Below are 25,919 nucleotides of genomic sequence, written 5' to 3'. Positions count from 1 at the left end.
CGATAGAAAATAATGAACATGCAAATTGGAACCTCAAGCGATGTCGATCAAAGGCCTAAGGGTGGCGCGAATCTCAACGGTTCCGTTTTTTGTAGTGACCCAGCTCAGTGCGCAACTGCAAGCCCTGGGTGAAGCGGGCGCGCAAGTGCACGTGATTGCCAGCAACGACGAGCTGGTAGGGGCGCTTCAAGCCCGTGAGGACATACGTTTCATTCCGGTCGAGATCGCTCGTGAAATCAGCCCTTTCAAAGACTTGGTCAGCCTGATACGGCTGGTCGTCTTGTTCCGCAAACAGCGTTATGACATCGTGCATTCCACCACGCCCAAAGCTGGGTTGCTTACGGCAATTGCCGCGAAGATTGCCGGGGTCAAGGTGCGCCTGCACACCTTTACCGGGCAGCCTTGGGTGACCATGAGCGGGGCCAAGAAGAAGCTGCTCAAGCTCTGCGATATGCTCATCGCCAGGCTCAATTCACATACCTTCACCGACAGCGTCAGCCAGCGCGACTTCCTGGTAAGGGAAGGGGTGGTCGCTGCTTCGAGAATTTCAGTGATCGGTTCCGGGTCACTCGCCGGCGTTGATATTCGTCGTTTTGACGCCGCACGGTTTTCGACGTCTGCCAACGACGCAATGCGTCAACAGTTGGGTATTCCAGCGGACGCTAAAGTCTTGCTGTTCGTTGGCAGGGTGACGCCGGAGAAAGGCGTCGGTGAATTGATGCAGGCTTTTTTGAAGCTGCAAGCGCACTACCCGGAGCTTTATCTGGTGCTGGTTGGGCCCTATGAAGCGGACGGCCGCGCCGTGGTCGAGTCTCATTTGACGCCTGCATGTGTTGAGCGGGTGAAAGTGCTGGGCTTGCAAGCTGCGCCTGAGCAGTACATGGCGATCGCCGATCTGTTGTGCTTGCCGAGTTATCGAGAAGGTTTTGGCACCGTGGTGATAGAGGCGGCGGCGATGGGCGTGCCGACGGTAGGCACCGCCATCTACGGTTTGACCGATGCCATTGTGGACGGTGAGACAGGGTTATTGGTCCCCGTGCAGAATGCCGACGCCTTGGCCGAGGCGATTCGATCGCTTTTGGCTGAGCCTGAGCGTCTGAAGGAAATGGCCATGCACGCCAGGGAGCGGGCTATAAGGGATTTTGATTCAGCACGGTGCTCAGCCTTGTTGATTGAAAAGTACGAAGGATTCAGCTCATGAGTGGCAGTCAGCCGTTATCTTCTTCTCAGCGCGTCCTCGTTACGGGCGCTAGCGGTTTTGTTGGGCGTGCGCTGGTGACGCGATTGCTGGCAAGCAATGACTTTGAGGTCGTCGCGCAGTTTCGCTCCAGCGCCTCTGCGCAGAAGAGCCAGGGAAATACCGTTGTTACCCCAGCTATCAACAGTGAGACCGACTGGTCGTCGGCGTTGGCTGGGGTGAATGCGGTCGTGCATTGCGCGGCGCGCGTTCATGTCATGAACGAAACCACCGCAGATCCGCTGGCTGCATTCCGCGAGGTCAACGTGGAAGGCACGTTGAAGCTGGCGCGTGAGGCCGCTCGCTCAGGCGTTCGACGCTTCATTTATCTCAGCTCGATCAAGGTCAACGGCGAGGGTACGGACGGAAAAGCCTTCACTGCCGAAGACGACTGCGGCCCAACCGACCCCTACGGCCTTTCGAAATGGGAGGCTGAAAAAGGGCTCATGGAGCTGGCTCAACGTTCGGCGATGGACGTCGTCATCGTCCGGCCACCGCTGATTTATGGGCCGGGTGTAAAGGCCAACTTCCTGAAGATGATCCAGTGGGTCGATCGGGGCGTGCCGCTTCCGTTGGCCTTGGTTGATAACCGCAGGAGTTTGGTCGGCCTGGAAAACCTGACCAACTTCCTGATCCATTGCATCGACCATCCGGGTGCAGCGAACCAGGTGTTCCTGATTTCAGATGGAGAGGATCTTTCTACCCCCAAGTTGTTGCGCAACGTTGCGCAGGCACTTGGGAAACCCTCTCGTCTGCTGCCGTTCCCCGTCACGTTACTCCGCGGCTTCGCTGAACTGCTGGGTAAGCGGGCCGTTGTGGACCGGCTGTGCGGCTCGTTGAGAGTCGACATTGAAAAAAACAGCCGCGTGCTGGGCTGGACGCCTCGATCATCGGTTGCCGAAGAGTTGAAGCGCACTGTTAAAGCTTACCGTGAGCAGGAACCTAGATGAGCCTTTGGTTACTTTTACCCCTGACTGTGATTGTGTCGCTTGTATTGACTGCAGCACTGCGTCGTTACGCACTGGCGACGAGCATGATCGATGTGCCCAATGCCCGTAGTTCGCACACGATACCCACGCCCCGCGGCGGCGGTGTGGCGATCGTAGTCAGTTTTCTCATTGCGCTGGCATGGCTGGGCTATGTGGATGCGATCGACTGGGCTGTTGCTGTGGGCCTGTTCGGTGCCGGCCTGATTGCCGCCCTTGTCGGGTTTCTGGATGACCACGGGCACGTCCCTGCCGGATGGCGGTTGCTCGGGCATTTTGCGGCCGCTGCCTGGGGGCTTTTCTGGCTCAACGGTGCGCCACCGCTCGAGTTTTTCGGCGTGGTTGTTGATTTAGGGGTGATAGGCCACTTGCTAGCGGCCGTTTACCTTGTGTGGTTGTTGAACCTGTACAACTTCATGGATGGGATCGACGGGCTGGCGAGTGTGCAGGCGGTTACCGCATGCCTGGGGGGAGGCCTGCTTTGTTTGCTGGGGGGGCACATATCGCAACTGTGGCTGTCAGGGTTGATGCTGATGGCAGTGGCGGGCTTTCTGGTCTGGAACTTCCCGCCTGCGAAGATTTTCATGGGGGATGCCGGTAGTGGCTTCCTGGGGATCATGCTGGGCCTGTTCGCGCTCCAGGCAGCGTGGATTTCACCGGCGTTTTTCTGGAGCTGGATGATACTGCTAGGGGTATTCATCGTTGATGCCACGTGGACGTTGATCCGCCGGCTGTTGCGCGGTGACAAAGTCCATGAAGCCCATCGCAGCCATGCTTACCAGTATGCTTCAAGGCATTATGGGAGCCACCGTACCGTGACCCTCGCTGTGCTGCTGATCAATATAGGGTGGCTGTTGCCCATCGCGTTGTTGGTGGGCTCAGCCCACCTCGACGGTATAGCCGGTCTTGTGCTGGCCTATATTCCCTTGGTGTGTTTGGCGTTAAGGTTCAATGCCGGATTGAAAGAGGCCTGACTAGCTATGGTTCAAGGATACGATAAGATGCGCAGCTGGCTTTTACAGCTAACGCGGCGCCAGAAGCGGCTGCTGCAGCTCTCTACCGACGTAGTGATGATCTGGCTCGCCTTGTGGCTTGCCTTTGTCGTTCGTCTTGGCATCGACGACCTGGCCAATCCGATCGTCGACCACATGTGGCTGTTCCTGTGTGCGCCGGTAGTGTCGATCCCGCTTTTCATTCGCTTCGGGCTGTATCGCGCGGTGATGCGTTATTTTGGTAACGACGCACTGATCGCGATCATCAAGGCGGTCACGCTGTCTGCGCTGATCCTCGGCTTCATCATCTATTGGTCCAGCAACCATCAGAACGTAGTGCCGCGTTCCATCACCTTCAACTACTGGTGGTTGAGCCTGATCATGGTCGGTGGGCTGCGGCTCGCCATGCGCCAGTACTTCCTGGGTGACTGGTTTGCTGCCGCCGTCCAGCACGTACCGTTCGCTCAACGAGACGATGGCCTGCCACGGGTGGCAATCTACGGGGCCGGCGCCGCCGGTAACCAATTGGCAACGGCGCTGCGCATGGACAAAGCCATGCGGCCGGTGGCATTCATCGACGATGACCCGAGCATTACCGACCGTGTGATCGCTGGTTTGCAAGTGTATCGCCCAGAGCAACTGCAGCAGTTGATCGACGATACCGGCGCCCAGGAAATCCTGCTGGCACTGCCGTCATCGACCCGCACCCGCCGTCGGGAGATCCTTAACTTCCTCGAAGACTTCCCGCTGCATGTGCGCAGTGTGCCCAGCTTCATCGACCTGGCGAGCGGCAAGGTCAAGGTGGATGATATTCAGGAAGTGGACATTGCCGACCTGTTGGGCCGTGACCCGGTGCCCGCACAAAGCGACCTGCTTGAACGTTGCATCGCTGAACAAACCGTGTTGGTCACCGGTGCCGGTGGCTCGATCGGCTCCGAGCTGTGCAGGCAAATTCTTTCCCAGTCCCCGAAAACGCTGCTGCTGTTCGATCACAGCGAGTTCAACCTCTACAGCATTCTTTCTGAACTGGAACAGCGCATTGCCCGTGAGTCGCTGTCTGTTTGCCTGCTGCCGATCCTGGGTTCGGTACGTAACCAGGCGCAGATGCTCGACATCATGAAAACCTGGCGGGTCGATACGGTTTACCATGCTGCGGCCTACAAGCATGTACCGATGGTTGAGCACAATATCAGCGAAGGCCTGCTTAACAACGTCATTGGTACCTTGCACACCGCGCAAGCAGCATTGCAGGCAGGGGTCGCCAACTTTGTGCTGATTTCGACCGACAAGGCGGTACGCCCGACCAACGTGATGGGCAGTACCAAGCGCCTTGCCGAGATGACCCTGCAGGCCCTGAGCCGCGAGTTGGCGCCCGTACTGTTTGGCGATGGCGGCAATGTTTCGCAGGTCAACAAAACCCGCTTTACCATGGTCCGTTTCGGCAACGTGCTGGGCTCATCGGGCTCGGTAATTCCGCTGTTCCATAAGCAGATCAAGGCCGGCGGCCCGCTGACCGTTACCCATCCGAAAATCACCCGCTACTTCATGACCATTCCCGAAGCCGCGCAGTTGGTGATCCAGGCGGGCTCGATGGGCAAGGGCGGGGATGTGTTCGTGCTCGACATGGGCGAGCCGGTGCGGATTGTCGAGTTGGCCGAGAAGATGATCCACCTGTCCGGTTTCAGCGTCCGCTCCGAACGCAACCCCATGGGTGACATCGCTATCGAGTTCACCGGGTTGCGGCCGGGCGAGAAGCTTTACGAAGAGCTGTTGATCGGTGACAACGTGATAGCGACCCGCCATCCAATGATCATGAGTGCCAGTGAAGATTTCCTGACTTGGGAAGAGCTCAAGGACGCGCTGAACCAGTTGCTGGGCGCAGCAGCTGCAGATGATTTTGTTCGCGTGCGTCAGTTGCTGCGTGAGACCGTTATCGGCTATGCCCCGGAAGGGGAAATCGTTGACTGGATTTATCAGCAGCGGCGCTTGGATCGGTAAGCATCCTCTGTGACACAAGGCCGCTCCTTATAGCAGCGGCCTGTTCTACACGTTAAGCAGTGCCAGCCATGAGGGCCGCAATGGCCCTCATTAGAGCGGGGCAGCACAACCGCCCAGCGTTAATGTGAACCCCGCAGCACCCCAGGGTTTTCCCCACCCCCCCAACCCGCGTATCATCCCCACACACAAATCTGAATATCCCCACGCCTGCTTCAGACCAAAAGTCTTGCGTTCCCAGCGTGCATAGCAGCTTCAGATAACCAGACGATCATCAGTGTCATAAAACGACCTGCCAGATTCATGGCCAGGCCAGGCATGCCGGCTGTCCGACGGATGGGACGGTGCCCGATGAGATTTGAAGGAATAGGTTTTGATTAAGCGTAGAAAGGTTGCAATCGTTGGCTGTTCGTACCGCTTCCCTGGATCTTCCAATGCCAGCTTTTGGCAAAACCTGATGGAGGGGCGCGACCTGGTCACCCAGGTCGACCCTTCTCGGTGGGAGAAATCTGAGTTTCTGCACCCGGACAAGGCCAACCCTGCGACCAGCTACACCTTCGCCGCGGGCACTTTGGGCGACATCAGCGCGTTCGACGCGGGGTTCTTCAATATTTCGCCGCGTGAAGCGGGGATGATGGACCCACAGCAGCGCATGCTGCTGGAAATGTGCTGGGAAACCTTCGAAAACGCCGGGGTCAAGCCGTCGAGCCTGCGCGGCAGCAACTGTGGCGTGTACCTGGGCATCGCCGGTGTCGAGCAGTCCTACCGGCTGGTCGAAGACCTGGCGTCGATTGATGGTGCAACCGCCACCGGCAACACCATGAGCATTGCCGCCAACCGCCTGTCGTTCTTCTACGACCTGCGTGGGCCGAGCATGGCCATCGACACCGCCTGTTCCTCTTCGCTGGTGGCCTTCCACCAGGCGTGCCAGGCCATCCTCAGCGGTGATGTCGACCAGGCGCTGACCGGCGGCATCAGCCTGCACATGCACCCGTTCGGCTTCATGATCTTTGCCAAGGCGACCATGCTGTCGCGCACCGGGCGCTGCCAGTCGTTCGATGAGAATGGCGATGGCTATGCGCGTTCGGAAGGCGGTGGGTTGTTCCTGCTCAAGGACTACGACCAGGCCGTGGCCGATGGCAATACGATTTTGGCCGTGGTCGCGGCCAGTGCGGTGAACACCGACGGGCGCAAGTCCAGCCTGACCCTGCCCAACGCCGAAGCCCAGGCTGCGCTGCTCAAGCAGACCTACGCCAAGGCGGGCATCAGCCCCGACCAGCTCGATTACCTGGAAGCCCATGGTACCGGTACCTCGGTCGGTGACCCGATCGAAACCCGTGCCATCGGCGAAGCACTGGCCCAGGCGCGTGGCAATGGCAACCCGTTGCCGATTGGCTCGGTCAAAAGCAACCTTGGCCACCTGGAGGCCGCGTCCGGTGTGGCGGGCCTGATGAAGGCGCTCAACTGCCTGACCGAACGCACCGTGCCGGCCACCATCGGGGTCAAGGCGCTTAACCCGAATATCGCGTTTGGCGACCTGAACCTGCAGGTGGTCACCGAGCCGCTGCCGCTCAAGCCTGAAGGCCAACTGACGGTCGGCGTCAACTCGTTCGGCTTTGGCGGCGCCAACGCGCATGTCATCCTGCAGAGCCCCGAGCCGCAGGCTGCGCCGGCTAAAGCTGCCGAGGCGCGACGCGTACCGTTGCTGCTCAGCGGCAAGACCGAACAAGGCCTGCGCGCCACCGCCGAGCGCTTTGCCGCGTACTTGGCCGCCCACCCAGAGCTGGATTATTACGACGTGGCCTATCAGGCCATGTACCGCCGGGACGCGCACAGCCATCGCCTGCTGCTGGTCAGCGACAATGCCGCCGAAGCCGCCCAGGCCCTGGACGACTATGCCCAGGACCCAACCCTCAGTGAACTGAGCGCGGTGCTCGAAGCCGGCCAGGCACTGGAAGCCGCCTCGGCGCCGGTGTTCGTCTACTCCGGTAACGGCTCGCAGTGGCAAGGCATGGGCCGGGCGATGCTCGGTCAACCGCTGTTTGCTGCTGCGGTGGATGAAGTGGATGCGTTGTTCCAGCCACTGGCGGGCTATTCGTTGCGCGCCGAGCTGCTGGGTGACAACGGCGAAGGCCGTTATGCCCGCACCGAAATCGCCCAGCCGGCGCTGTTTGCCTTGCAAGTGGCGGTGACCCGTGTGCTGGCCGCCGAAGGCATCCACCCTGTCGCGGTGATCGGCCATAGCGTCGGCGAAGTGGCCGCGGCCTGGGCCAGTGGTGCCCTGAGCCTGGAAGACGCCACCCAAGTGATCTACCACCGCAGCCGCCTGCAAGGGCTGACCCGCGGTACCGGGCAGATGACCGCCGTGGGGCTGTCGGGTGAAGCCGCTGGCGAGCTGATCACTGAACTGAAGCTGGACGGCCGCCTGGTCGTCGCCGGTGAAAACAGTGCCCGTGGCGCCACCCTGGCAGGAGAGGTCGACGCCCTGACGCTGCTGGAAGAGACCCTTGCCGAGCGCCAGGTGTTCGCCCGCCGCCTGGACCTGGACTACGCCTTCCACTCGCCAGCAATGAACCCGATTGAACAGGCCGTCATCGACGACCTGGCGCACATCCGCCCGCGCGCCACGCAGATCCCGTTCTACTCCACGGTGGTCGGCGGCGAGCTGGATGGCGAGCGCCTGGGCAACCACTACTGGTGGCAGAACATCCGCTTCCCGGTGCTGTTCCAGGGCGCCTTGGACGCGCTGGTGCGCAACGGCCACAACCTGTTCGTCGAGATCGGCCCGCACGCGATTCTGCGCAGCTACGTCACCGATGTGCTGAACCAGTGCGAGCAGCCTGGCCAGGTGGTCGGCACGCTCAAGCGCAACGACCACAGCCCGCTGCTGCTGGAACGCACTGTGGCGCGCCTGCTGATTGCCGGCGTCGAGCCGCAGTGGGCAACGCGCTTCCCGGTTACCGGGCGCCAGGTACGCCTGCCGAACTATGCCTGGCAGCGTGATCACTTCAGCTTGCCGGTGAGTGCCGAGTCGCACAGCCCCTTGAACCGCAAGCGCGTGCACCCGTTGCTGGGTTACCCCGTCGTCGACCAGCCGCTGACCTGGGAAAACCGCCTGGACACGCAACTGTTCCCGACCCTGGCCGACCACAAAGTGGGCGAGTCGGTGCTGTTCCCCGGTGCCGGTTTCACCGAGTTGGCCCTGGCGGCGGCGCAGTTGCACCAGCCAGGTGAGTTCGTTGACATCGAAGAACTGGAAATCCACAACCCGCTGCTGCTGAGCAGCGAGGGCAGCAAAAAAGTCCGCGTGCACATCGAAGAGGCCGACGGCACGCTGCGCATCATTTCGCGCAACCTGGCGCAGCATGAAGACTGGGTGCAGCACGTGGTCGCGCGCCTTCCGGGCGAAGCCCGTGGCGTCATGCTGGACACCCGTGCGCCGGCGCTGCCACAGCGCCCGGCGGACTTCAGCGGCGAGCAGCACCTGGCACTGACCTGTGCGGTTGGCCTGAACTACGGCCCGGCCTACCAGACCGTCGCCGCGGCTTGGGTAGAAGAAGAGCGGGTGCTGGCGCAACTGGCCGTCCCTGCCGCCATCGAGCACGAACTGGACACGCTGCACCTGCACCCGGCGCTGCTGGACGGTGCCTTCCAGCTGATTACCGAACTGCTGGCCAGCCGCCCGGGCCGCAACAACGGGCTGGCCTTCATCCCCGTCAAGCTGGGGCGTATCGCCTTCAGCACGGCAGGTGCTGTGCCGGTGCTGGCTGAGGTACGCCAGCGCAAGCGCACCGCGCATTCGCTGTTGGTTGATTTCACCCTGTTCGATGCCAGCGGCGCTGCCGTGCTGGCGATCAAGGATGCGCGCATGCGCGCCGTGCGCCTGCAGTACGACCGCAGTGGCGATATCAAGCGCCTCGGCCACGTCGGCCTGGCCGCACCGGGCAATGCCGTTGCCGTGCAACGCCACGCCGTGGCCGGTACGCCGGTGGCTGACTCGCTGCACAGCCTGGCCGACGAGCCGGCGCAGTTGCGTTACCTCAATGAAGTCGAACCGCTGCTGGATGTGCTGTGTGCCAGCTTTGTGCTCGACCTGGTCGAGCAGGCCGGTGGCCAGCTTAGCGCCGAACAGGTCGCGCTGTGGTCCCAGGGCCAGGGCGATTACCTGGCGACCCTGCTGCGCCACGCCGAGCAGGACGGCAATGTGCTGCGCAACGCCGATGGCAGCTGGCAGTTGGTCGACAGCGACGAGCGCCCGTCGTCGGAGGCCATCTGGCAGGAACTGTTCCAGAGCTACCCCGAGTACTTCCAGATCATTCATTCGGTGGGGCGTATTGGCCGTCACCTGCCGACCTTGCTGACGGGCGAGCAAACGCTCGAAAGCCTGTTGCCGCGCGAAACCAGCGGCAGCAGCCTGGCGCGCCTGGTGCTCGGTGCGGCCGGCCAGCAGCGCCTGCTCACCGGTATCAGCCAAACCTTGGCCTTGCGCCTTGAGCAATTGCCGGCCGGGCAGCGCCTGCGTGTGCTGGAAATCGGCTTTGGCGGCGCATCGTTTGCCGAGCTGCTGTACGCAGGGCTCGACTTCGACCGCATCGATTATGTCTACGCTGTGGCCGAGCCCGAGCTGCAGCAACGCCTGCATGACGATTGCCCTGCGCTGAGCGTGCTGAGCCTGGAGCAACTGGCCGACGCCGGCCGCTTTGACTGGGCACTGGTGCCGACCGACCTCGCCGCACTTGGCGCAGTGGGCGATGCCTTGCGACAGGCCAGCGCGCAGCTTAACCCCCATGGCCAACTGGCGCTGCTGGGGCAATACCCGGCGCGTTGGGCTGACTTTGTCTTCGGTGGCGAGCCTGACTGGTGGCTGGCTGGCCCGCAGCACGCGCTTTCGCGTCAGCAGGCCCCGGCCTTCTGGAGCCATGAACTGCAACGCCACGGCCTTGGCCCGCTGCACACCGTCGATGCCTTGCCTGGCAGCGCGTGCGGTAGCTACGTGCTGCTGGCCGACAAGCCTGCGGGCGCTGTGCACGCCTCGGCAGAGGTGCCTGTGCAACACTGGGCGTTGCTTGCCGAAGCCGGGCAGGGCGCTGCCGAGTGCTTGGCCGCACAACTGCGTGCCAAAGGCCAGCTCGTCAGCCTGCTGCTGCCTGGCGATGCGCAGGCGCTGGCTGCCCAGCTCAGCGCGTTGGACCAGGCGCCAGCGCATGTGCTGCACCTGGCAGGCTTCGACAGCGCCGCCGGCCTAGACAGCCAGGCTGAGCGCTGCCTGCAGGCAGCCGCACTGGTGCAGGCCTGCGAGGCTCTGGCGCTGGCGCCGCAATGCTGGCTGCTGACCCGTGGCGCTGCCGAACACCTGTACGGCACCGACACCGCCGCCGACGTCGCCGCCATCGCTGACGCGGCGTTCTGGGGCTTTGGCCGCACCCTGGCCAACGAATCGGTCAACTGCCGCATTCGCCTGCTGGACCTGGCCCACGCGGCACCGATCGACCACGTGCTGCCCTCGTTGCTGCACGCCGACAGCGAAACCGAGTTGGCGCTGGACGCCGAAGGCCGCCGCTATGTGCCGCGCCTGCGTGTATTGGCAGACCAGCCCGCCAGCGCCGACAGCGCAGCGCAGTGGGTGTGCCTGGGCTTCGACCTGCCTGGCCAGCTTCGTAACCTGCGTTGGGAGCTGCGCGAGCCGCGCCAACCGGCGGCGGACGAGCTGGACATCGCCGTACGGGCCACCGGCCTGAACTTCCGCGACGTGATGTTCGCCCTCGGCCTGCTGTCTGATGAGGCGATCGAGAACGGCTTCTCTGGCCCAACCCTGGGCTTCGAGTTTGCCGGTGTGGTGCAAGGCAAGGGCGCTGACGTGCTCGGCGATTTCGCCCCGGGCGACCGCGTGGTGGGCTTTGGCCCGTGCAGCTTCGCCAACCGCCTGGTGACCAACGCCAACGCCGTGGCACGCATCCCAGAGGGCATGTCGTTCGAAGCCGCAGCGACCATTCCGAGCACCTTCTTCACCGTGTACTACGCGCTGCACCACCTGGCACGCGTAGAGCCGGGCGAGAAAGTGCTGATCCACGGCGCGGCTGGCGGCGTGGGCATCGCCGCGATCCAGATCGCCAAGTGGCTGGGTGCCGAGATCCACGCCACCGCCGGCAGCGACGAGAAGCGCGACTTCCTGCGCCTGCTGGGCGTGGACAACGTCTACGACTCGCGTTCGCTGGCCTATGCCGACCAGGTACTGGCCGCAACCGGCGGGCGTGGCGTCGATGTGGTGCTCAACTCGCTGGCGGGCGAGGCGATCAACCGCAACCTGCGTGTGCTGAAGCCGTTTGGCCGTTTCCTCGAACTGGGCAAGCGCGACTTCTACCAGAACACCCGTATCGGCTTGCGCCCGTTCCGCAACAACATCAGCTACTTCGGCATCGACGCCGACCAGCTGATGAGCGAACGCCCGCAACTGACCCGTCGCCTGTTCGCCGAAATGATGGCGCTGTTTGCCCAAGGCATCCTGCACCCGCTGCCATTCCGCGAGTTCGACGCCAACCAGGTGGTCGAAGCCTACCGCTACATGCAGCAGGCGCGGCAGATCGGCAAGGTCGTGATCACCTACGCCAACCCGATCGAACGCACGGTCGACACCCGCGAACAACCGCTGCGTAACGTGCAATTGGCAGCCGATGCCAGTTACCTGGTCACCGGTGGCCTGGGTGGCTTCGGCCTGCGCACGGCGCAATGGTTGATCGACAAGGGCGCCCGCCACCTGGTGTTGCTGGGCCGCCGTGGCCCGGCCAGCGCCGAGGCCCAGCCGCAGCTGGCGCTGTGGCAGGCTCAAGGTATCGATGTGCAGGCAGTGGCTTGCGATATCACGGATGCCGGCCAGCTGCGCGCGGTGTTCGAGCGCATCGCAGCCAGCCCATGGCCGCTGCGAGGCCTGGTGCATGCGGCGACAGTGATCGACGACAGCCTGATCCGCAACCTCGATGGCGACCAGCTGCGTCGCGTGCTTGAGCCCAAGGCCAAGGGCGCGCAGTACCTGCATGAACTGACCCAAGCGTTGCCGCTGGACTTCTTCGTGATGTTCTCGTCGGCCACCACCCTGTTCGGCAACCCCGGCCAGGCTAACTACGTCGCCGCCAACCACTGGCTCGAAGCCTTGGCGCGCCACCGTCGTGCCCAAGGGCTGGCGGCCACTGCAGTGCTGTGGGGCGCGATTGACGACGTCGGCTTCCTGGCCCGCAACAGCCAGATCAAGGATGCCCTGCAAAGCCGCATGGGCGGTGCTGCCCTGCGCGCCGAGGCGGCCCTGGCGCAGCTCGAAGCCATGCTGCTGAGCGGTGACAACGGCCAAGGCGTGCTCGAACTGGACTTCAAAGCCCTGTCGCGCTTCCTGCCGACCGCCACCTCGCCACGCTTCAGCGAACTGGCCCGTGCCCACGGCGGTGACCAGGAAGACGACAACGGCGGTGAAGACATCCAGCGCATGCTGGCCGAGCTTGACGATGCCGAATTGCTCGAGCGCTTTGCCGAGATGCTCAAGCACGAGGTGTGCGAGATTCTGCGCCTGCCGCCCGCGCGCCTGGATGCACAGCGCCCGCTGCAGGAACTGGGGCTGGACTCGCTGATGAGTGTCGAGCTGGTGGTGGCCTTGGAAGAGCGCTTCGGCATTCGCCTGCCGGTCATGGAACTCAGTGACAGTTCCAGCATCGATAAGCTCAGCGTGCGCTTGCTTGAGCTGTTGCGCGGTGAAGCCGGCACTGGCGAAGACCAGCTGGCGCAAAACGTGCTCGCCCGTCATGGCAGCGAACTCAGCGCCGAACAAGTGGCTGAACTGAATGCAGAACTGGCCGAGACCAGTGTGGCACCTAACCGATTGATTGACTAAGAGCTCAGATGACAGCCAAAACCCCGACCGGCCTTGGTGGCGACGCCAAGCAACGCCTGATCCAGCAAGCCCTTGCGCGGCGCCGTAACACAGGCGCCGAAGGCGCGGAAGGTGCCACCCTGGAGCAGGTGCAGCAGGCTGCATTGAAGGTGCCTGAAGCGTTTTACCGTTTCGACCAGCACCCGGGTTACCAGCACCTGCGGGTGATGCAACAAACCGCGCAGCGGCTGGGGCTGAGCAACCCGTTTTTCCGCTTGCACCAAGGCACCGCCGGCGCGCAGACCCAGATTGGCGAGCGTGAGTACCTGAACTTCGCCAGTTACAACTACCTGGGGTATTCCGGCCACCCCAACGTTGCCGAGGCGGCCAAGGCGGCGATCGACCGCTACGGCACCTCGGTGTCTGCCAGCCGCCCGGTCTCGGGTGATCGCCCGCTGCACCGTGAGCTGGAGCAGGGGTTGGCCAGGCTGTACGAGGTGGACGACGCCGTGGTGATGGTCAGCGGCCATGCCACCAACGTCACCACCATCGGCTACCTGTTCGGGCCGCGCGACCTGGTGGTGCATGACGAGCTGATTCACAACAGCGTCCTGCAGGGCATTCAGTTGTCCGGTGCACGGCGTTTGAGCTTTGCGCATAACGACTGGCAGGCGCTGGACCGCCTGTTGAGCGAGCAGCGCCAGCACTTCGAGCGGGTGCTGGTGGTGGTCGAAGGCATCTACAGCATGGACGGCGACTACCCTGAGTTGCCCCGGTTCGTCGACATCAAGCGCAAGCACAAAGCGTTTCTGATGGTGGATGAAGCGCATTCGCTGGGCGTGATGGGGGCCACGGGTAAAGGTATCCGTGAGCACTTTGGCCTGGCGGGTGATGACGTCGACATCTGGATGGGCACCTTGAGCAAGACCTTGGCCAGTTGCGGCGGGTATATCGCTGGCAGCACGGCGCTGATCGAGCACCTCAAGTTTCTGGCCCCGGGCTTTTTGTACAGCGTCGGCATGCCGCCGGCGGTCGCAGCGTCGGCCTTGGCGGCGTTGCAGCTGCTGGCGGCGGATAACGGGCGGGTTGCCCAGGTGCAGGCGCGGGGCGAGTTGTTCTTGCGCCTGGCGCGTGAAGCGGGCCTAGACACCGCCACCAGCACGGGGCTTGCGGTGATCCCGGTGATTACCGGCAGTTCGTTCAAGGCGGGGCGGTTGTCTAGTGCCTTGTTTGAGCGGGGCATCAATGCCCAGCCGATCGTCTACCCGGCCGTGCCGGAGCAGGCAGCGCGGGTGCGCTTTTTTGTCTCGTGCGAGCATACGCCCGAGCAGATCCAGCACACCGTGGCGGTGGTCGCTGAAGAGATGGCGCGGCTGGGGTGATGGGGTGAGGTCTGAGGGGCTGCTTGGCAGCCCTTGTGGCGTGCCATCAATGAGCCATCAATGATAGCTGGAATCTGGCCACTGCAAAGCGGCTAATCATATTAAATCGAAGCAAGAAAAGCCGAACTTACTTCGAGCGCTCTAGTGTTAAACATCTAAATAATTCCTTTTTAAAACGACGCGAAAAAGTGTCTGTGTAAAGTTTGCGTAACGCCTGCAACTTTAAAAAATACGACTATCGTGATCATTAACCGGGCCACCCCCTGGGCCCGTCGTGTATCCGATGGAGTACTTATGAGCAGAGTGACTCTTGCTGCTGTTGTATCGGTGTGCGTCTGCGCCGTGCCAACCGTTTGCGATGCGACTTCTCACACTGCACCGGCTTTTGCGTTTGGCTTACAGGGAAGCTACACCGAACAGGAATTCACCGGGCACGGTAAAACCGACACGGAACATATGCCAGAAGGCGGCGCATTCATTAACTTCGGCAATAAAATGACGTCAACCGACGGGTTCATTTATCAGGCAGAACTCAGCGGCCTCTATAGCAAGCACCAGAACCAGAAGGTCAAGGACGCGCAGGCCGACCTCGACTTGGGCTGGCGTATTGCGCTGGCTGAGCGCCATTCCGTCGACCTGCTGCTGGGCGGCGGTTACAAATGGAACCGCCTGCAGCCGAACAACCGCAAGTACGACATCGACCTCACCAACCGCACGCCTTTTGCCAAGGTGGCGTTGGGTTACAACTACCGGTTCAATACCGCGACCCTACGTTTCGAAGCCGGCGTGCGTAAGCTGATCAATGGTGATTCGCAATTGGAGATCCATGGCATCAGCAACGAGAAAGTGGATTTGAAAGACGGCACTCACCCATTTGCCGAAATGAGCCTGCTGTTTAATCAGGATGGCGTGGTGCCGGTGATTGCCTCGTTGTATTACAGCCGCTTTGAATATGAGTTGGACGGGCAGTTTGTAATGACCCCAACGGATACGCAGGTGCAGGATGAATACGGTATAAAACTTGGCGTCAGCTTTTAATCCTGCACACGCAAGGGCTTGGCAATAATTAATGAAGTCACGCTGAGCCAACCGCCAGGCGCAATCCTTTGTAGGAGCAGCCTTGTGCTGCGAAGAGGCCGGTGCTAGCGCAATCAATCTTTGCTGCTGCCACTGGCGTCTTCGCAGCACAAGGCTGCTCCTACAGGTTCGTGCTGAACGAAGGAATAACTGAGCGCACGCAAAGGCTTTCATCAGGCGCAGTCCCTTGTAGGAGCAGCCTTGTGCTGCGAAGAGGCCGGTGCTAGCACAATCAATCTTTGCTGCTGCCACTGGCGTCTTCGCAGCACAAGGCTGCTCCTACAGGTCGGTGCTGAACGAAGGAATAACTGAGCACATGCAAAGGCTTTCGTCAGGCCCAGTCCCTTGTAGGAGCAGCCTTGTGCTGCGAAGAGGCCGGTGCCAGCACAATCAATCTTCGTTGCTGCCACTGGCGTCTTCGCAGCACAAGGCTGCTCCTACAGGTCGGTGCTGAACGAAGGAATAATTGAGCGCACGCAAGGGCTTTCGCCAGGCGCAGTCCCTTGTAGGAGCAGCCTTGTGCTGCGAAGAGGCCGGTGCTAGCGCAATCAATCTCCGCTGCTGCCACTGGCGTCTTCGCAGCACAAGGCTGCTCCTACAGGTCCGTGTTGACCGACGGGATAACTGCCTCAAATATGCGGCGGCTCATAGGCATTCAGCTGCTCCACAAACCGCCAATGGCTCTTCTTGTCAAAACCCATCCAGCGCTTCAGGCGGATGTCCCAGCGCATGTGATGGTTGGCAATCCACGGCAGGGCAAACAGGTGCGCGCCGCGCCAAGGGATGAACGGGTTGCGCCGCAAGCTGGCGTAAATTTCTACCCGGTGGCTGGCCTGGTGGCTGGCGCAGCGGGCGTGGAAGCCGGATGTATCGGCCACCACCAGGGTATTGGCGGGCACCGCAAAGCGGCGCGGCTGCGGCAGGCCAAGGGCGGCGAGGCCGGGGGTGTCGATACGGAATGAGCCCTCGCGGTGCATCTGTTCGGTCGAGCGGGCAGCGCCCAGGCTTTGCTGATACTCCCAGGCCAGGCGCTCGGGCGTCAGGCGGTGCGACCCCGGCACATAACTGAACGGCCCTTGGTCGTCGGCCACGTCATCCAGGAATAACCACGCCTTGGCGGTGGGGTGGAAGGTGTCTGCGTGCAGGCGGGTTTGCGGGTCCTGGTCGGCATTGGCAGCATCGATGATGATCGACTGCAGCTGATAGGTAATGCCGCCCGTGTTGGACGATGCATAGGCAATCAGGTCCCGTACCCCACGGTCCGCCACAAACGCCGCACTGGCCGGGTTGCTGGCCAGCACATCCTGGTCAAGGCTGACCCGGCGGGTAACCGCACGCCCTTGGCGCATCTCCCAACCCGTGCTGCGCAAGGCACCCAACTCGGCGCGCAACGCCGCGAACTGGTCAGCGGGCAGGGCGTTTTCGCGGATGAAAAACCCGTTTTCCTCAAAATGCGCACGCTCGCCGGCATCCAGGCGCGAGGCCAGGGCCTGGCGACGGTAGCTGGCCATGGCCATCGCCAATTGGCGACGCTGCACATGCAGGCCAAGCGCATTGAGCCGCGCACTGCCGAGCACCGGGTTGTTCTCGAACGATTTCGCGTGGGTGGCCAGTTGCATGCAATGCCAGGGGAGCGCCGCATAGCGGCCGATGTCCTTGATCGATACGGGCATGTTCTAGTCCTTTGATGGGGCCAGTGGCCGGCCGCAGCCGAGCATGGTCCGGGAGTAATTGAGCAGCGGGCGCCACGCGCCGGTGTTCGGCCAACCGCGCAGGGCGCGGCATCGACAGGCAAGCGAGGGCGTGCCAGGCATCGCAGGGCAAGTCTTGCTGAACGTCGGCATAGCTCGCATAGCGCATCAAGGCGCCGGCTACCAACTGGTCCAGGGTCAGGCGCCGGGTGCGGCGCGGCAGCGGCTGGTGGTCGTGGGTCAACCCCCAGCCGGCGTAGAACGGTGTGCCGTAGGTCACCACCGGCACGCCGCGCAGCAGCGCTTCGAAGCCAGCGGTGGAGCTCAAGGTGTGCAGCGCATCGACCTGGCCGTAGAGGCTGGCGATATCGACACCGCCGAACACCTGGTCAGCCAGGCCCGCCAGTAGCGCCGGGGCAACTTGACCTTGGCGCTTGCCGGCCTCGACGTCCGGGTGGGGTTTGTAGATGATCCAGGCGTCCGGCAACTGCGCGCGCACCCGTTGCAGCAGGCGCAGGTTGCAGCCTGCGCCGCCGCCGCTGCACAGCGCCGAAGCGTCATCTTCGACCTGGCCGACCACCAGCACCCGTGTTTGGCCCGGCTGGCCCAGCAACGGCGGAATCGGCCCGCTGCGCAGGTTGAACTTGCTGGTGCCGCTGGCGACGATCTGCGCCCTTAACTGCGCGGCTTCGGCCAGGCTGGCGTCATCGAAGTCGGTATTGAGCAGCAGCCACTCCAGGTCACTGTCCGACGCGGCGTCATAGTGAATGCCGCCACGGTCCAGCACCAACGACAGGGCCGGGCTGTTACTCACCCCCAACCCCGTGGACCGCATGAAGCCGTCCTCGACCCGCCAGATCGGCACCCCCTGCTGGCGCGCGCGTTCAGCCAGGCTGGCGGGCTCCCGCGCGGCCCACACCAGCAGCCGGCCGTTTTCTGCCGCCACCTGCTGCACCAGTTGCGGGCTATCCACGGTAAAACGCAGCTGGCCCCAGCGGCTGGCAAAGAAGCGGCGAATGTTGTGCTGCTTGTGGCGCTTGACCCCCAGCACTGTGGTAGGCCCGGCAAATTCAGTGTCGCGTGCCTTTTTGCGCGCCAGCTGGCGAGCGACGGTCAGCGCATCGGTCAGCTGGCCGGTGAGCGGGTCGACATAGCGGCAATAACGGATGTACGCCGCCGCCACCAGTTGCTCCAGGCTCGGCCGCGCCTGGCGGCGGGGGATGGGCATGCGGTCGTCGGTCAGGCCCCAGCCAGCGTAAAACGGCAGCCCGAAGCAGGTCACCGCCACGCCCTGAATCAACGCCTCGAGCCCAGCCTGGCTGGTGCCCACATACACCCGCTGAGCCCGCTTGGCCAACGACGCCCACGCCACTGGTCGTGCCTCCAGCGGCACGCCCCGGGCTTGCGCGGCGGCCAGCAGGCAGCTGGGTTTCTGCCCGCCCAGGCAGTCTGGGTGAATACGCACCCGCACATCGGCATCAGGGTGCTCGGCCAAGGCGACATCGAGCATGCGCACGTAGTCCGCTTCGCACAAACCGCCACCGGGGATCGAATAGTCGCCCGCCGTCTGGTCAACCACCAGCACCAATGGCCGCTCACGGCCCAGCGGGTCGTCTGCGGGCAGGTCCTGGGCATTGTTGTACTTGCCGATGCCCGTGCTGCGCATCAGCGAGATCAGCGCGTGCGCGCACTCCAGCTCATGCTCGGTTAGCGCCTCGGGCTGTTGCAGGATGTTCTCGAGCAGCGAAGGCCGGTCTGCCAGGTAGTGAATACCTATCGGGTCAACCACCATCGACATCGGCGTGTCGCCTTCGATGCCCAGCGACGAAGACCGTAAAAAACCGTCCTCCAGCGCGATATAAGGCAGCCCCCAGCGCTGGCACAACACGCGCGCCTGCGCAGAAGACTGCTTGTAGCCGATACCGGCAATCGCCTTGAGCCCCTTCGGCGCCTTGCTACCCCGGCGCCACAGCCAGAAGGGCGGGCCCTCGGGCCCAAGAAACTGCGGCAGGTGCAGCACCTTCCAGGCAACCCACTGCGACATGATGCCGACCCAACCCGGGCCGTCCACCAGTGCTTGCAAGGCCACTGCTGCCGGCGCTTCAATACGGTTCATGGCACCCCCCGCCACATGCCACGCACCGGCGGGAACGGCACCCAACGCTTGCGGCGCAGGGCAAAGCCATTGTGCAGGTACAGCCGTTTGGCCCGCGGGTTGTTCAGCGGCACTTCCAGTTCGACCTGGGTAAAGCCCAGCTTGGCCGCATGCGCACAACACGCCTGCACCAACGCCGCCCCCATGCCTTGCTGGCGAGCCGCCTTGCTCACGCGCAGCCCATACAACAAGAACGGGTAACGCCATTCGCGCAGCTCGCTCAGGCAAAACCCGGCAAAGCGCACCCAGCCACTGATTAGCCCGAACTCGCGAATGAACGGCCGCCAGTGCAACGCAAATGGCCCACGCCCGTCATGCTTCAAGGCGGCAAAGCCCAGCGCCTGCTCGCCTTCGAAGGCCAGCAGCACGCGGTCCCAGTGGATGGCCCCGCCCAGCAGGCGATAGCGGCAAGCAGGGTTGCCAATCAGAAACGCTAGCGAACCGCGCCCCTGGGTCAGCAACTGGGCCAAGGCAGGGTCTGCGGCACGCTCCGGCGCCAGGTCCGATCCCAGAACAATGCGCACCACGTCTTCAGGCTACCCCAGCCACGGCACTGTGCGCCGCCTGGCCCTGTGCGGGCGCCTGGGCGTGTGCCAGTAGTGCGCTGGACAGCTTGTGCACAGCGATGGGGCACGCTTGGCTGCCAGGCTGGCGCCGGTTGGACCAGATCAGGTAGTCAGTGTCGCCGGCCGGCGCGCCGACCGCCTGGTAAACCTCGGGCAGGATCGGTACATGGTCACCAAAGAAGCACAGCAGCGCCTCGTTGGGCTGGCTCAGTAACGTTTCGCGCAGCATGCCAAGCATGCGATCAGCATTGCCGATATGCCGCAGGTAAGGCGCCAGGTCTTGCATGCCCGGTTGCAACGGGCGGTCGAACCAGGCCGGCAGCTCGTGCTCGGCCACGCTTTCCAGGTGCAGCGGCCCGTGGTTTTCCATGGTGACCGCGTGGATGAACAACGGCTGAGTACGCCCAGGCGCCTCCAGCAGTTCACGAATTTTCTGCGCCACCGCACAATCGCCAATGAACGGCCCAGCCTTTTGCGACGGGTTGAACGCACGCACATCGATGAACTCATCGAAGCCCAACGCCGGCAGCACTTTATTGCGGCCGTAGAACCCACCGTCATACGGGTGAATGCACACCGTGCGGTAGCCCAGCGCCTTCAGCCGCGAAGCGATGCTCGGCAAGCCCCGGCGCGCCAGTACGCGATAAGGGTTGAAACGGTGCACGCCAAGCCGCTCGGACGGGATGCCCGTGAGGTAGGCAAACTCGGTACGTACCGTGTTGGCCCCCCACGCCGCCACCTGCAGCTTGCCGCGCGCGAGCGCCTGGCTGGCCAGCACGTCATACTCGCCCAGCACCTCAGCCCGCACGCCAGGCCACAAGCCACGCACATCAAAGAACGACTCGCTCTGCACCGACACCAAGTCCGCCAGCCCATTCCCCGTGGGAGCGGCTTTACCCGCGAATGCACCAGCCGCCCCGACACTACCCTCACAGGCAACCGGCGACCCCACCCCACCCCCATTCCCTGTGGGAGCGGGTTTACCCGCGAATGCGCCAGCCGCCCTGACACTGCCCTCACAGTCAACCGGCGACCCCACCCCACCCCCATTCCCTGTGGGAGCGGGTTTACCCGCGAATGCACCAGCCGCCCTGACACTACCCTCACAGTCAACCGGCGACCCCACTCCACCCCCATTCCCTGTGGGAGCGGGTTTACCCGCGAATGCGCCAGCCGCCCTGACACTACCCTCACAAGCAAACGGCGACCCCAACCCAGCCTGATCAACCGGTGCCCGCGCTGCCCAAAAATACCGCCACAAACTAGCCGCCAACCCCCAGCCCCGCACATCACGCTCAGCATCAAAGCTCGGCACCACCCGACGATGCCCCAACCGCAGCAACCCCAGGCCAATCACCACCGGCAGCAACGCCTCAACCCGCGCCCCCGGCACCTCGAAGCGCAAGCCCGCCCACAGGTAAACCAGAAACCCGACCGCCAGCACTGCCGCTTTACCAAACCCAAAGAACGGCAAATACAACCGCGGAAACTTCACCGCATCGCTGAAGTACTCGAAATCCGCACACACAAACGGTTCGCGCAGCGAGTGGTACTTCGAGTTGCTCACCAGCACGATCAGCACCCACAGCAACAGCAGGTTCACACCACTGAACAGCGGCCGTGCGGTCAGCGCATACAGCAACCCAAACCCCACGCACCACAACCCCACATGCAGCATCCAGCAATCAGCCGGGCGGCGCAGGGCAGGGCGGGGTATCAACAGGCGTTCGACCAGCACGGTCAGCATCAGGCCGATCAACGCAACCGGCAGCAGAGAAACATCAATCACTGTACTTCAGCCCACGCAGGATCATCGAAGAAAGCCACTGCGGGATCAGCCCCAGCAGCCAGGTGCCCAGGTTGAGCGGGAACGGAAAACTGATACGCGCCTGGTTAGCAGCCAGCCCACGCTTGATGCGCTTGGCCGCTTTTTCGGCGGTCCACAAAAACGGCTTGGGCCCCGGCATTTCGAAGCACATCTTCGATTCCACGTAGCCCGGCACGATCACATTCACCTTCACCCCTTCCGGCGCCAGCCAATCACGGATCGCTTCGCCATACACCCGAATCGCCGCCTTGCTGGCACTGTAGGTAGGCGTCACCGGCAACCCACGCCAGCCCGCCAGCGAGCTGAACAGCGCAATCTGCCCATGGCCCCGGCTGCGCATGGCCGGCAGCGCCGCTTCCACGGTGGCCAGCGCCGCCATCACATTCACCTCGAGCAACGCCCGGCTGTCGTCCCAGCACTCGGCCTCGCCATTGGCGCCCACTGCCGTGTTGAGCCCGGCACCGACCAGCACCAAGTCTGGCTGATGCGCCTCGCTGACCCGCCGCACCATCGCCCGCAGGCCATCCAGGTCGCGCACGTCGATGGCTTCCAGCAGTACCTCGGCGCCCAAGGCGCGGCACTGCTCGGCCATCTCATCCAGGCGGTCCAGGCGCCGGCCTTGCAGAATCAGCGTCACGCCCGGCGCAGCATAGGCAGGCGCCAGCGCGCCGCCGATGCCGCCGGTGGCGCCGGTGATGAGGATGCAGCGGGGTGAAGCGGTGTGGTTCATAGGTATTTTTCGATTCTTGAAGTTTTCGCCATCAGCACTTCGAGGCAATTGGTGACCGCCATGTCGATGCCGCAGCCGGTGTAGAAACCGCCGTTGACCTGGGTGGTGTGGATGACTGTGTTGCGAAAACGATGAAAGAGCTTGATGTCTGGCATGTCCGGGGATTGCCAGAAATCGGCCAGCGCGCCTTGGTGGGTCAGACCGGGCATGGCGTAGATTGGGTCGGCCAGCGTGATGGTTGGGCGGCCGTGGAGGATGGCTGATGCGCCGGCGGTGCTATTGATGGTAATCATGCCGGTGATGTGAGAGAGCAATGTCGGCATGTGCCCGCTCTCCATGAATACGACGCGGTCTGCCACATCGTACTCGCGCGCCAGCGCTTCGGTGACCTTGCGGTAGTTGACTAGCCCCGGTGTCAACGGGTGGTTTTTGATCAGCAGGCGTGCGTTGAACGGCGCGTTCAGCGAAAACGAGTCGATCACATGCCTGATGACCTGGGTCATGTTGGAGAATGGCGAGTGATCGCGAATCTGCGCATCACTGTCCAGTTGCAGCGGTAGTAAGAACGTTGGTTGGCGCTCACGGGCAACATCGGCCACGAGTGCGTCGTCGCGGCTGCGAGCGAGCAAAAGACGCAAGCCCTGGCGAATGAACCCCGCGTATTCCACTGCCGCGTTAAACGGCGCGTGGGTCTGGTATTTCGGGTAGAACAGCGGGTTCAACGCTCCGCTGGCGTGATACAGCACGTCGTGTGCCGCGCGGGCGGTAAAAGACAGCTTGAACGCGTTGCCGTTCTGGTAGCGGGGGATGTACTTGCCCACTTCGCGGTACCAGTCGGGGTCCCGTGGCAAGCGCGAGTTGTTATTGACGCCATCGCGCTCCAGGGTGATCCAGTACGGGCGGAAGTAGCCTTCCTCGAACACGTGCACACGAATGCCCTGCAACCGGGCCAGCTTCACTGCGGTGCGGTGCACGGGGCGGCAATCGCCGAACAGCACCAGGTCGGTGATGTCGAGTTGGCGAAAGACATGGGAATACCAAGCATCCAGGTCTTCAGCCTTCTGCGGGCAACTCATGTTTGGGCCATCAGCACCGTAAAGTTCGTCACCGACATTGAAACGTACACTGTGCACAGTTTGGCCAATGTCACGCAGCCCTTTGGCCAGGCGGCTGAAAAAGGGCGAACTGACACCCTGCAGGAACAGAAAATTGTGCGTAGGGATGCGCAGCAGTGGACCACGCGTCGCCCTCGTATTCAGCCGGTCGGGCGCTTCATGCCCAACAAACTGCTCAAGCGTCGTTTCAAGTCCTGCCATCTGGAGATTGCTCCGAGCTGCGGTAGCCCATGCCAATGTTGTAATTCGTAGAGAGTCTGTTCAGCAGTGGTAAAACGATTGGTGATGCGACTGACGTAGGTGGGGTAGAGCAAAAGTGTTCCCGCTACCAGTTGATCGAGTGTCAATTTTCGCGACCTTCGCGCTTGAACCTGCGGTTCCAGTTCACGATCGTCGGTTAGCCCCCAGCCGGCATAGAACGGCTGCCCGTAGGTCGTTACAGGTACGCCGCGCAACAGCGCTTCGAAACCCGACTGCGACGTCAGTACATGCAATTCGTCAACCACTTCCAGCAACTGCTGCAGCGGCGTGTTGCCAATCACCTCATTGCACCAGTGAACTGTTTGCGCTTCGTCATCGCCCTCGGGTCGTGTGCCGGCGAGTACCTCTGGGTGCGGCTTGTACAGCACCCAGGCCAAGGGATTGGCCTCACGCACTGCACGTAGCAGTTGGAGGTTGCTGCGAATGCGCGCGCTGCCGTAGCGAATGGAGGCATCCCCCTCGACCTGGCCGGTGACGAGAATGACGCGTTGCGCCGCTGGAGGACGCTGCCAGGCAGTACCGGGTAGATTGTATTTGGTCAGGCCAGCACTACAGATGGCCATGCGCAGGTCTGCGGCGCGACTCAGGAGGGCGTGATCAAAGCTGCCGCTGGCGAGAATCTGCTCCAAGCGAGAGGGGCGAGTAGCGTCGTAGTAGATGCCCAGGTCATCAACCACCCATGACAATGGTCGTGCTTTACCTGCGCCCAAGCCGACAGAGCGCAGAAAACCGTCTTCAACACGGTTGACCTGTTGTGGGTGGGCATGGAGTTCGGCGTCGTGTTTACAGCCCCAAGAGACGACGGGTAGCGACGGCGAAAGAGGCTTTTTTGGTTTGATGAAGCGAATCGCGCTGCCGTCGAAAAACAGTTTAGCCAGTGGCATTTTCCAGCGACTGAAACCACAGATTTGTACTTGTGGGGGCATCAAGCTGCGGTGATGTCGCTGTAGGCCTAGCCAGTTAATGAGTGCTTCTGGCGTGCAAGAGTCGCCGCGCTCCGGACAGACATATCGCGGATAGCGCACCAAACTGGCATGGATCAACTGTGCCAGACACACGGGTGTGCGTCGATGAGGGGCAGGGAGGCGATCATCTGTCAGCCCCCAGCCGGCATAGAAGGGCATGCCCCACGTATGTACCTGCACGTTCCAGAGCAGGGCGTCGAAGCCCAGTTGCGAGGTCATTACGTAAACTGCTCGTACGCGCGGCATCAACTCAGCGGGATGAATGTTCTGAGCAAGGATCCGAACCCGCGGGTGCTTGGCCACTTCGGTCAAGTCAAAGTGTCCTGTTTTTCGGCGTGCGACGACGTCGGGATGCACTTTGAGCAAGATGGTGTGTTGGGGGTAGCGGGCTAACGCCGCATCGAGCATCGCCGTGAAGTCGGCGGGCCCAGCACCTTGAAGTGAGGCATCGCCCCGGGTTTGGTCGGCGACCAGTACACAGTCGTTCGGAAGTGTCGGTGTCTCGATTCTGGCGTCGTTGTATTTTGATACCCGATTTCGCTGCCATAGTGCCTGAAGAGAAAGTGCACGCGCATGTTCTTCGGGCGAGAGTGGCTCGAAGATGAGTTGCTCCAGACGAGAAGGGTGCCCGGAATCGTAATAAACACCGACGTCATCGACGATCAATGAGAGTGGTGGGTCGTCCGCACCCAAACCGACCGAGCGAAGGAAGCCATCCTCCAGAGTCAAGACAGGTTTGCCCGCTTTCTTAGCCTCAGCAATGGCCTGAAGTGCGCTAGGTTTACGGCCCCATGCCATTACCCAGTCCGTTTTCAGGACATCACCCACGACACCGCTCTGCAGCGAAAAATCAGGCAGCAACGAGGGCAAAGTAGTGATCTGCTGAGCTCCCTTTGAGAGGATCAGCAGGCGTGGGCGAGGCAGAGCATCATCCATAAACGTGGAGCGGCGTTCCATGCGTCGGACAGCTGAGGGCTAAAAGCCCTTAGGGTCCAGTGAATTTTGAGGTCGCGAATCTTAATACAAATTCACGTTCATAGGATGACCCAAGCCGAAAATTTCCGATGAAACCCGAAGATTCCTA

At 62.4% G+C, this 25,919-nt stretch carries 14 protein-coding genes; 7 read left to right on the top strand and 7 right to left on the bottom strand.

Annotated features, from left to right (window positions below; all coding sequences use genetic code 11):
* Positions 1-40: 40 nt before the first annotated feature.
* From AB7M33_RS02035 to AB7M33_RS02005, 7 genes are all read left to right on the top strand, one after another.
* On the top strand, positions 41-1,201 hold the full coding sequence (locus AB7M33_RS02035; protein ID WP_265968855.1) for a glycosyltransferase family 4 protein: 1,161 nt from the start codon (positions 41-43) through the stop codon (positions 1,199-1,201).
* On the top strand, positions 1,198-2,187 hold the full coding sequence (locus AB7M33_RS02030; RefSeq protein ID WP_454242357.1) for a UDP-glucose 4-epimerase family protein: 990 nt from the start codon (positions 1,198-1,200) through the stop codon (positions 2,185-2,187). The genes AB7M33_RS02035 and AB7M33_RS02030 overlap by 4 nt, the downstream gene beginning before the upstream one ends.
* Complete coding sequence (locus tag AB7M33_RS02025) at positions 2,184-3,197, top strand: MraY family glycosyltransferase (RefSeq protein WP_412764231.1); 1,014 nt, start codon at positions 2,184-2,186, stop codon at positions 3,195-3,197. The genes AB7M33_RS02030 and AB7M33_RS02025 overlap by 4 nt, the downstream gene beginning before the upstream one ends.
* 27 nt (positions 3,198-3,224) lie before the next feature.
* On the top strand, positions 3,225-5,213 hold the full coding sequence (locus tag AB7M33_RS02020) for a polysaccharide biosynthesis protein (RefSeq protein WP_454242356.1): 1,989 nt from the start codon (positions 3,225-3,227) through the stop codon (positions 5,211-5,213).
* Positions 5,214-5,583: 370 nt separating this feature from the next.
* Positions 5,584-13,086 carry an SDR family NAD(P)-dependent oxidoreductase gene (locus AB7M33_RS02015; protein ID WP_454242355.1) on the top strand — a complete coding sequence of 2,501 codons (7,503 nt, stop codon included), beginning with the start codon at positions 5,584-5,586 and terminating at the stop codon, positions 13,084-13,086.
* 8 nt (positions 13,087-13,094) lie between these two features.
* Positions 13,095-14,447 carry an aminotransferase class I/II-fold pyridoxal phosphate-dependent enzyme gene (locus AB7M33_RS02010; protein ID WP_238215131.1) on the top strand — a complete coding sequence of 451 codons (1,353 nt, stop codon included), beginning with the start codon at positions 13,095-13,097 and terminating at the stop codon, positions 14,445-14,447.
* A 294-nt stretch (positions 14,448-14,741) separates the two neighbouring features.
* On the top strand, positions 14,742-15,485 hold the full coding sequence (locus AB7M33_RS02005) for a hypothetical protein (RefSeq protein WP_454242354.1): 744 nt from the start codon (positions 14,742-14,744) through the stop codon (positions 15,483-15,485).
* A 668-nt stretch (positions 15,486-16,153) separates the two neighbouring features.
* Here AB7M33_RS02005 and AB7M33_RS02000 read toward each other — a convergent pair.
* Genes AB7M33_RS02000 through AB7M33_RS01970 form a run of 7 tightly spaced genes read right to left on the bottom strand, consistent with a single transcriptional unit; the run spans position 16,154 to position 25,771 of the window.
* Positions 16,154-17,035 (bottom strand): phytanoyl-CoA dioxygenase family protein, encoded by an 882-nt coding sequence (locus AB7M33_RS02000; protein WP_454242353.1) that lies wholly within the window; start codon positions 17,033-17,035, stop codon positions 16,154-16,156.
* Positions 16,971-19,331 carry a capsular polysaccharide biosynthesis protein gene (locus tag AB7M33_RS01995; RefSeq protein WP_454242352.1) on the bottom strand — a complete coding sequence of 787 codons (2,361 nt, stop codon included), beginning with the start codon at positions 19,329-19,331 and terminating at the stop codon, positions 16,971-16,973. Before AB7M33_RS01995 ends, AB7M33_RS02000 begins: the two co-directional genes overlap by 65 nt.
* The gene (locus AB7M33_RS01990) at positions 19,328-19,897 is read right to left on the bottom strand and encodes a GNAT family N-acetyltransferase (protein ID WP_323055829.1); all 570 of its coding nucleotides are present in this window, start codon (positions 19,895-19,897) and stop codon (positions 19,328-19,330) included. The genes AB7M33_RS01995 and AB7M33_RS01990 overlap by 4 nt, the downstream gene beginning before the upstream one ends.
* A gap of 4 nt (positions 19,898-19,901) precedes the next feature.
* Positions 19,902-21,710 carry an LTA synthase family protein gene (locus tag AB7M33_RS01985; RefSeq protein ID WP_454244195.1) on the bottom strand — a complete coding sequence of 603 codons (1,809 nt, stop codon included), beginning with the start codon at positions 21,708-21,710 and terminating at the stop codon, positions 19,902-19,904.
* A 7-nt stretch (positions 21,711-21,717) separates the two neighbouring features.
* On the bottom strand, positions 21,718-22,494 hold the full coding sequence (locus tag AB7M33_RS01980) for an SDR family NAD(P)-dependent oxidoreductase (protein ID WP_027595982.1): 777 nt from the start codon (positions 22,492-22,494) through the stop codon (positions 21,718-21,720).
* Positions 22,491-23,810, bottom strand: coding sequence for a capsule biosynthesis protein (locus tag AB7M33_RS01975; RefSeq protein ID WP_454242351.1), 1,320 nt, complete (start codon positions 23,808-23,810; stop codon positions 22,491-22,493). The genes AB7M33_RS01980 and AB7M33_RS01975 overlap by 4 nt, the downstream gene beginning before the upstream one ends.
* Positions 23,750-25,771 (bottom strand): capsular polysaccharide biosynthesis protein, encoded by a 2,022-nt coding sequence (locus tag AB7M33_RS01970; RefSeq protein ID WP_454244194.1) that lies wholly within the window; start codon positions 25,769-25,771, stop codon positions 23,750-23,752. Before AB7M33_RS01970 ends, AB7M33_RS01975 begins: the two co-directional genes overlap by 61 nt.
* Between the last annotated feature and the right edge of the window lie 148 nt (positions 25,772-25,919).

The sequence above is a fragment of the Pseudomonas sp. Y3 TE3536 genome, from assembly GCF_053629175.1.
Note: the sequence above shows the minus strand (reverse complement) of the source record. Positions and strands in the feature narration are given on the sequence as shown.

What these genes read in the sequence shown, in the direction of transcription:
- AB7M33_RS01980 (WP_027595982.1), bottom strand. Translation starts at nt 22,494, where the DNA reads ATGAACCACACCGCTTCACCCCGCTGCATCCTCATCACCGGCGCCACC.
- AB7M33_RS02030 (WP_454242357.1), top strand. Translation starts at nt 1,198, where the DNA reads ATGAGTGGCAGTCAGCCGTTATCTTCTTCTCAGCGCGTCCTCGTTACG.
- AB7M33_RS01995 (WP_454242352.1), bottom strand. Translation starts at nt 19,331, where the DNA reads ATGAACCGTATTGAAGCGCCGGCAGCAGTGGCCTTGCAAGCACTGGTG.
- AB7M33_RS02035 (WP_265968855.1), top strand. Translation starts at nt 41, where the DNA reads ATGTCGATCAAAGGCCTAAGGGTGGCGCGAATCTCAACGGTTCCGTTT.
- AB7M33_RS02025 (WP_412764231.1), top strand. Translation starts at nt 2,184, where the DNA reads ATGAGCCTTTGGTTACTTTTACCCCTGACTGTGATTGTGTCGCTTGTA.
- AB7M33_RS02020 (WP_454242356.1), top strand. Translation starts at nt 3,225, where the DNA reads ATGCGCAGCTGGCTTTTACAGCTAACGCGGCGCCAGAAGCGGCTGCTG.
- AB7M33_RS02005 (WP_454242354.1), top strand. Translation starts at nt 14,742, where the DNA reads ATGAGCAGAGTGACTCTTGCTGCTGTTGTATCGGTGTGCGTCTGCGCC.
- AB7M33_RS01975 (WP_454242351.1), bottom strand. Translation starts at nt 23,810, where the DNA reads ATGGCAGGACTTGAAACGACGCTTGAGCAGTTTGTTGGGCATGAAGCG.
- AB7M33_RS01970 (WP_454244194.1), bottom strand. Translation starts at nt 25,771, where the DNA reads ATGGATGATGCTCTGCCTCGCCCACGCCTGCTGATCCTCTCAAAGGGA.
- AB7M33_RS02000 (WP_454242353.1), bottom strand. Translation starts at nt 17,035, where the DNA reads ATGGCCAGCTACCGTCGCCAGGCCCTGGCCTCGCGCCTGGATGCCGGC.
- AB7M33_RS02010 (WP_238215131.1), top strand. Translation starts at nt 13,095, where the DNA reads ATGACAGCCAAAACCCCGACCGGCCTTGGTGGCGACGCCAAGCAACGC.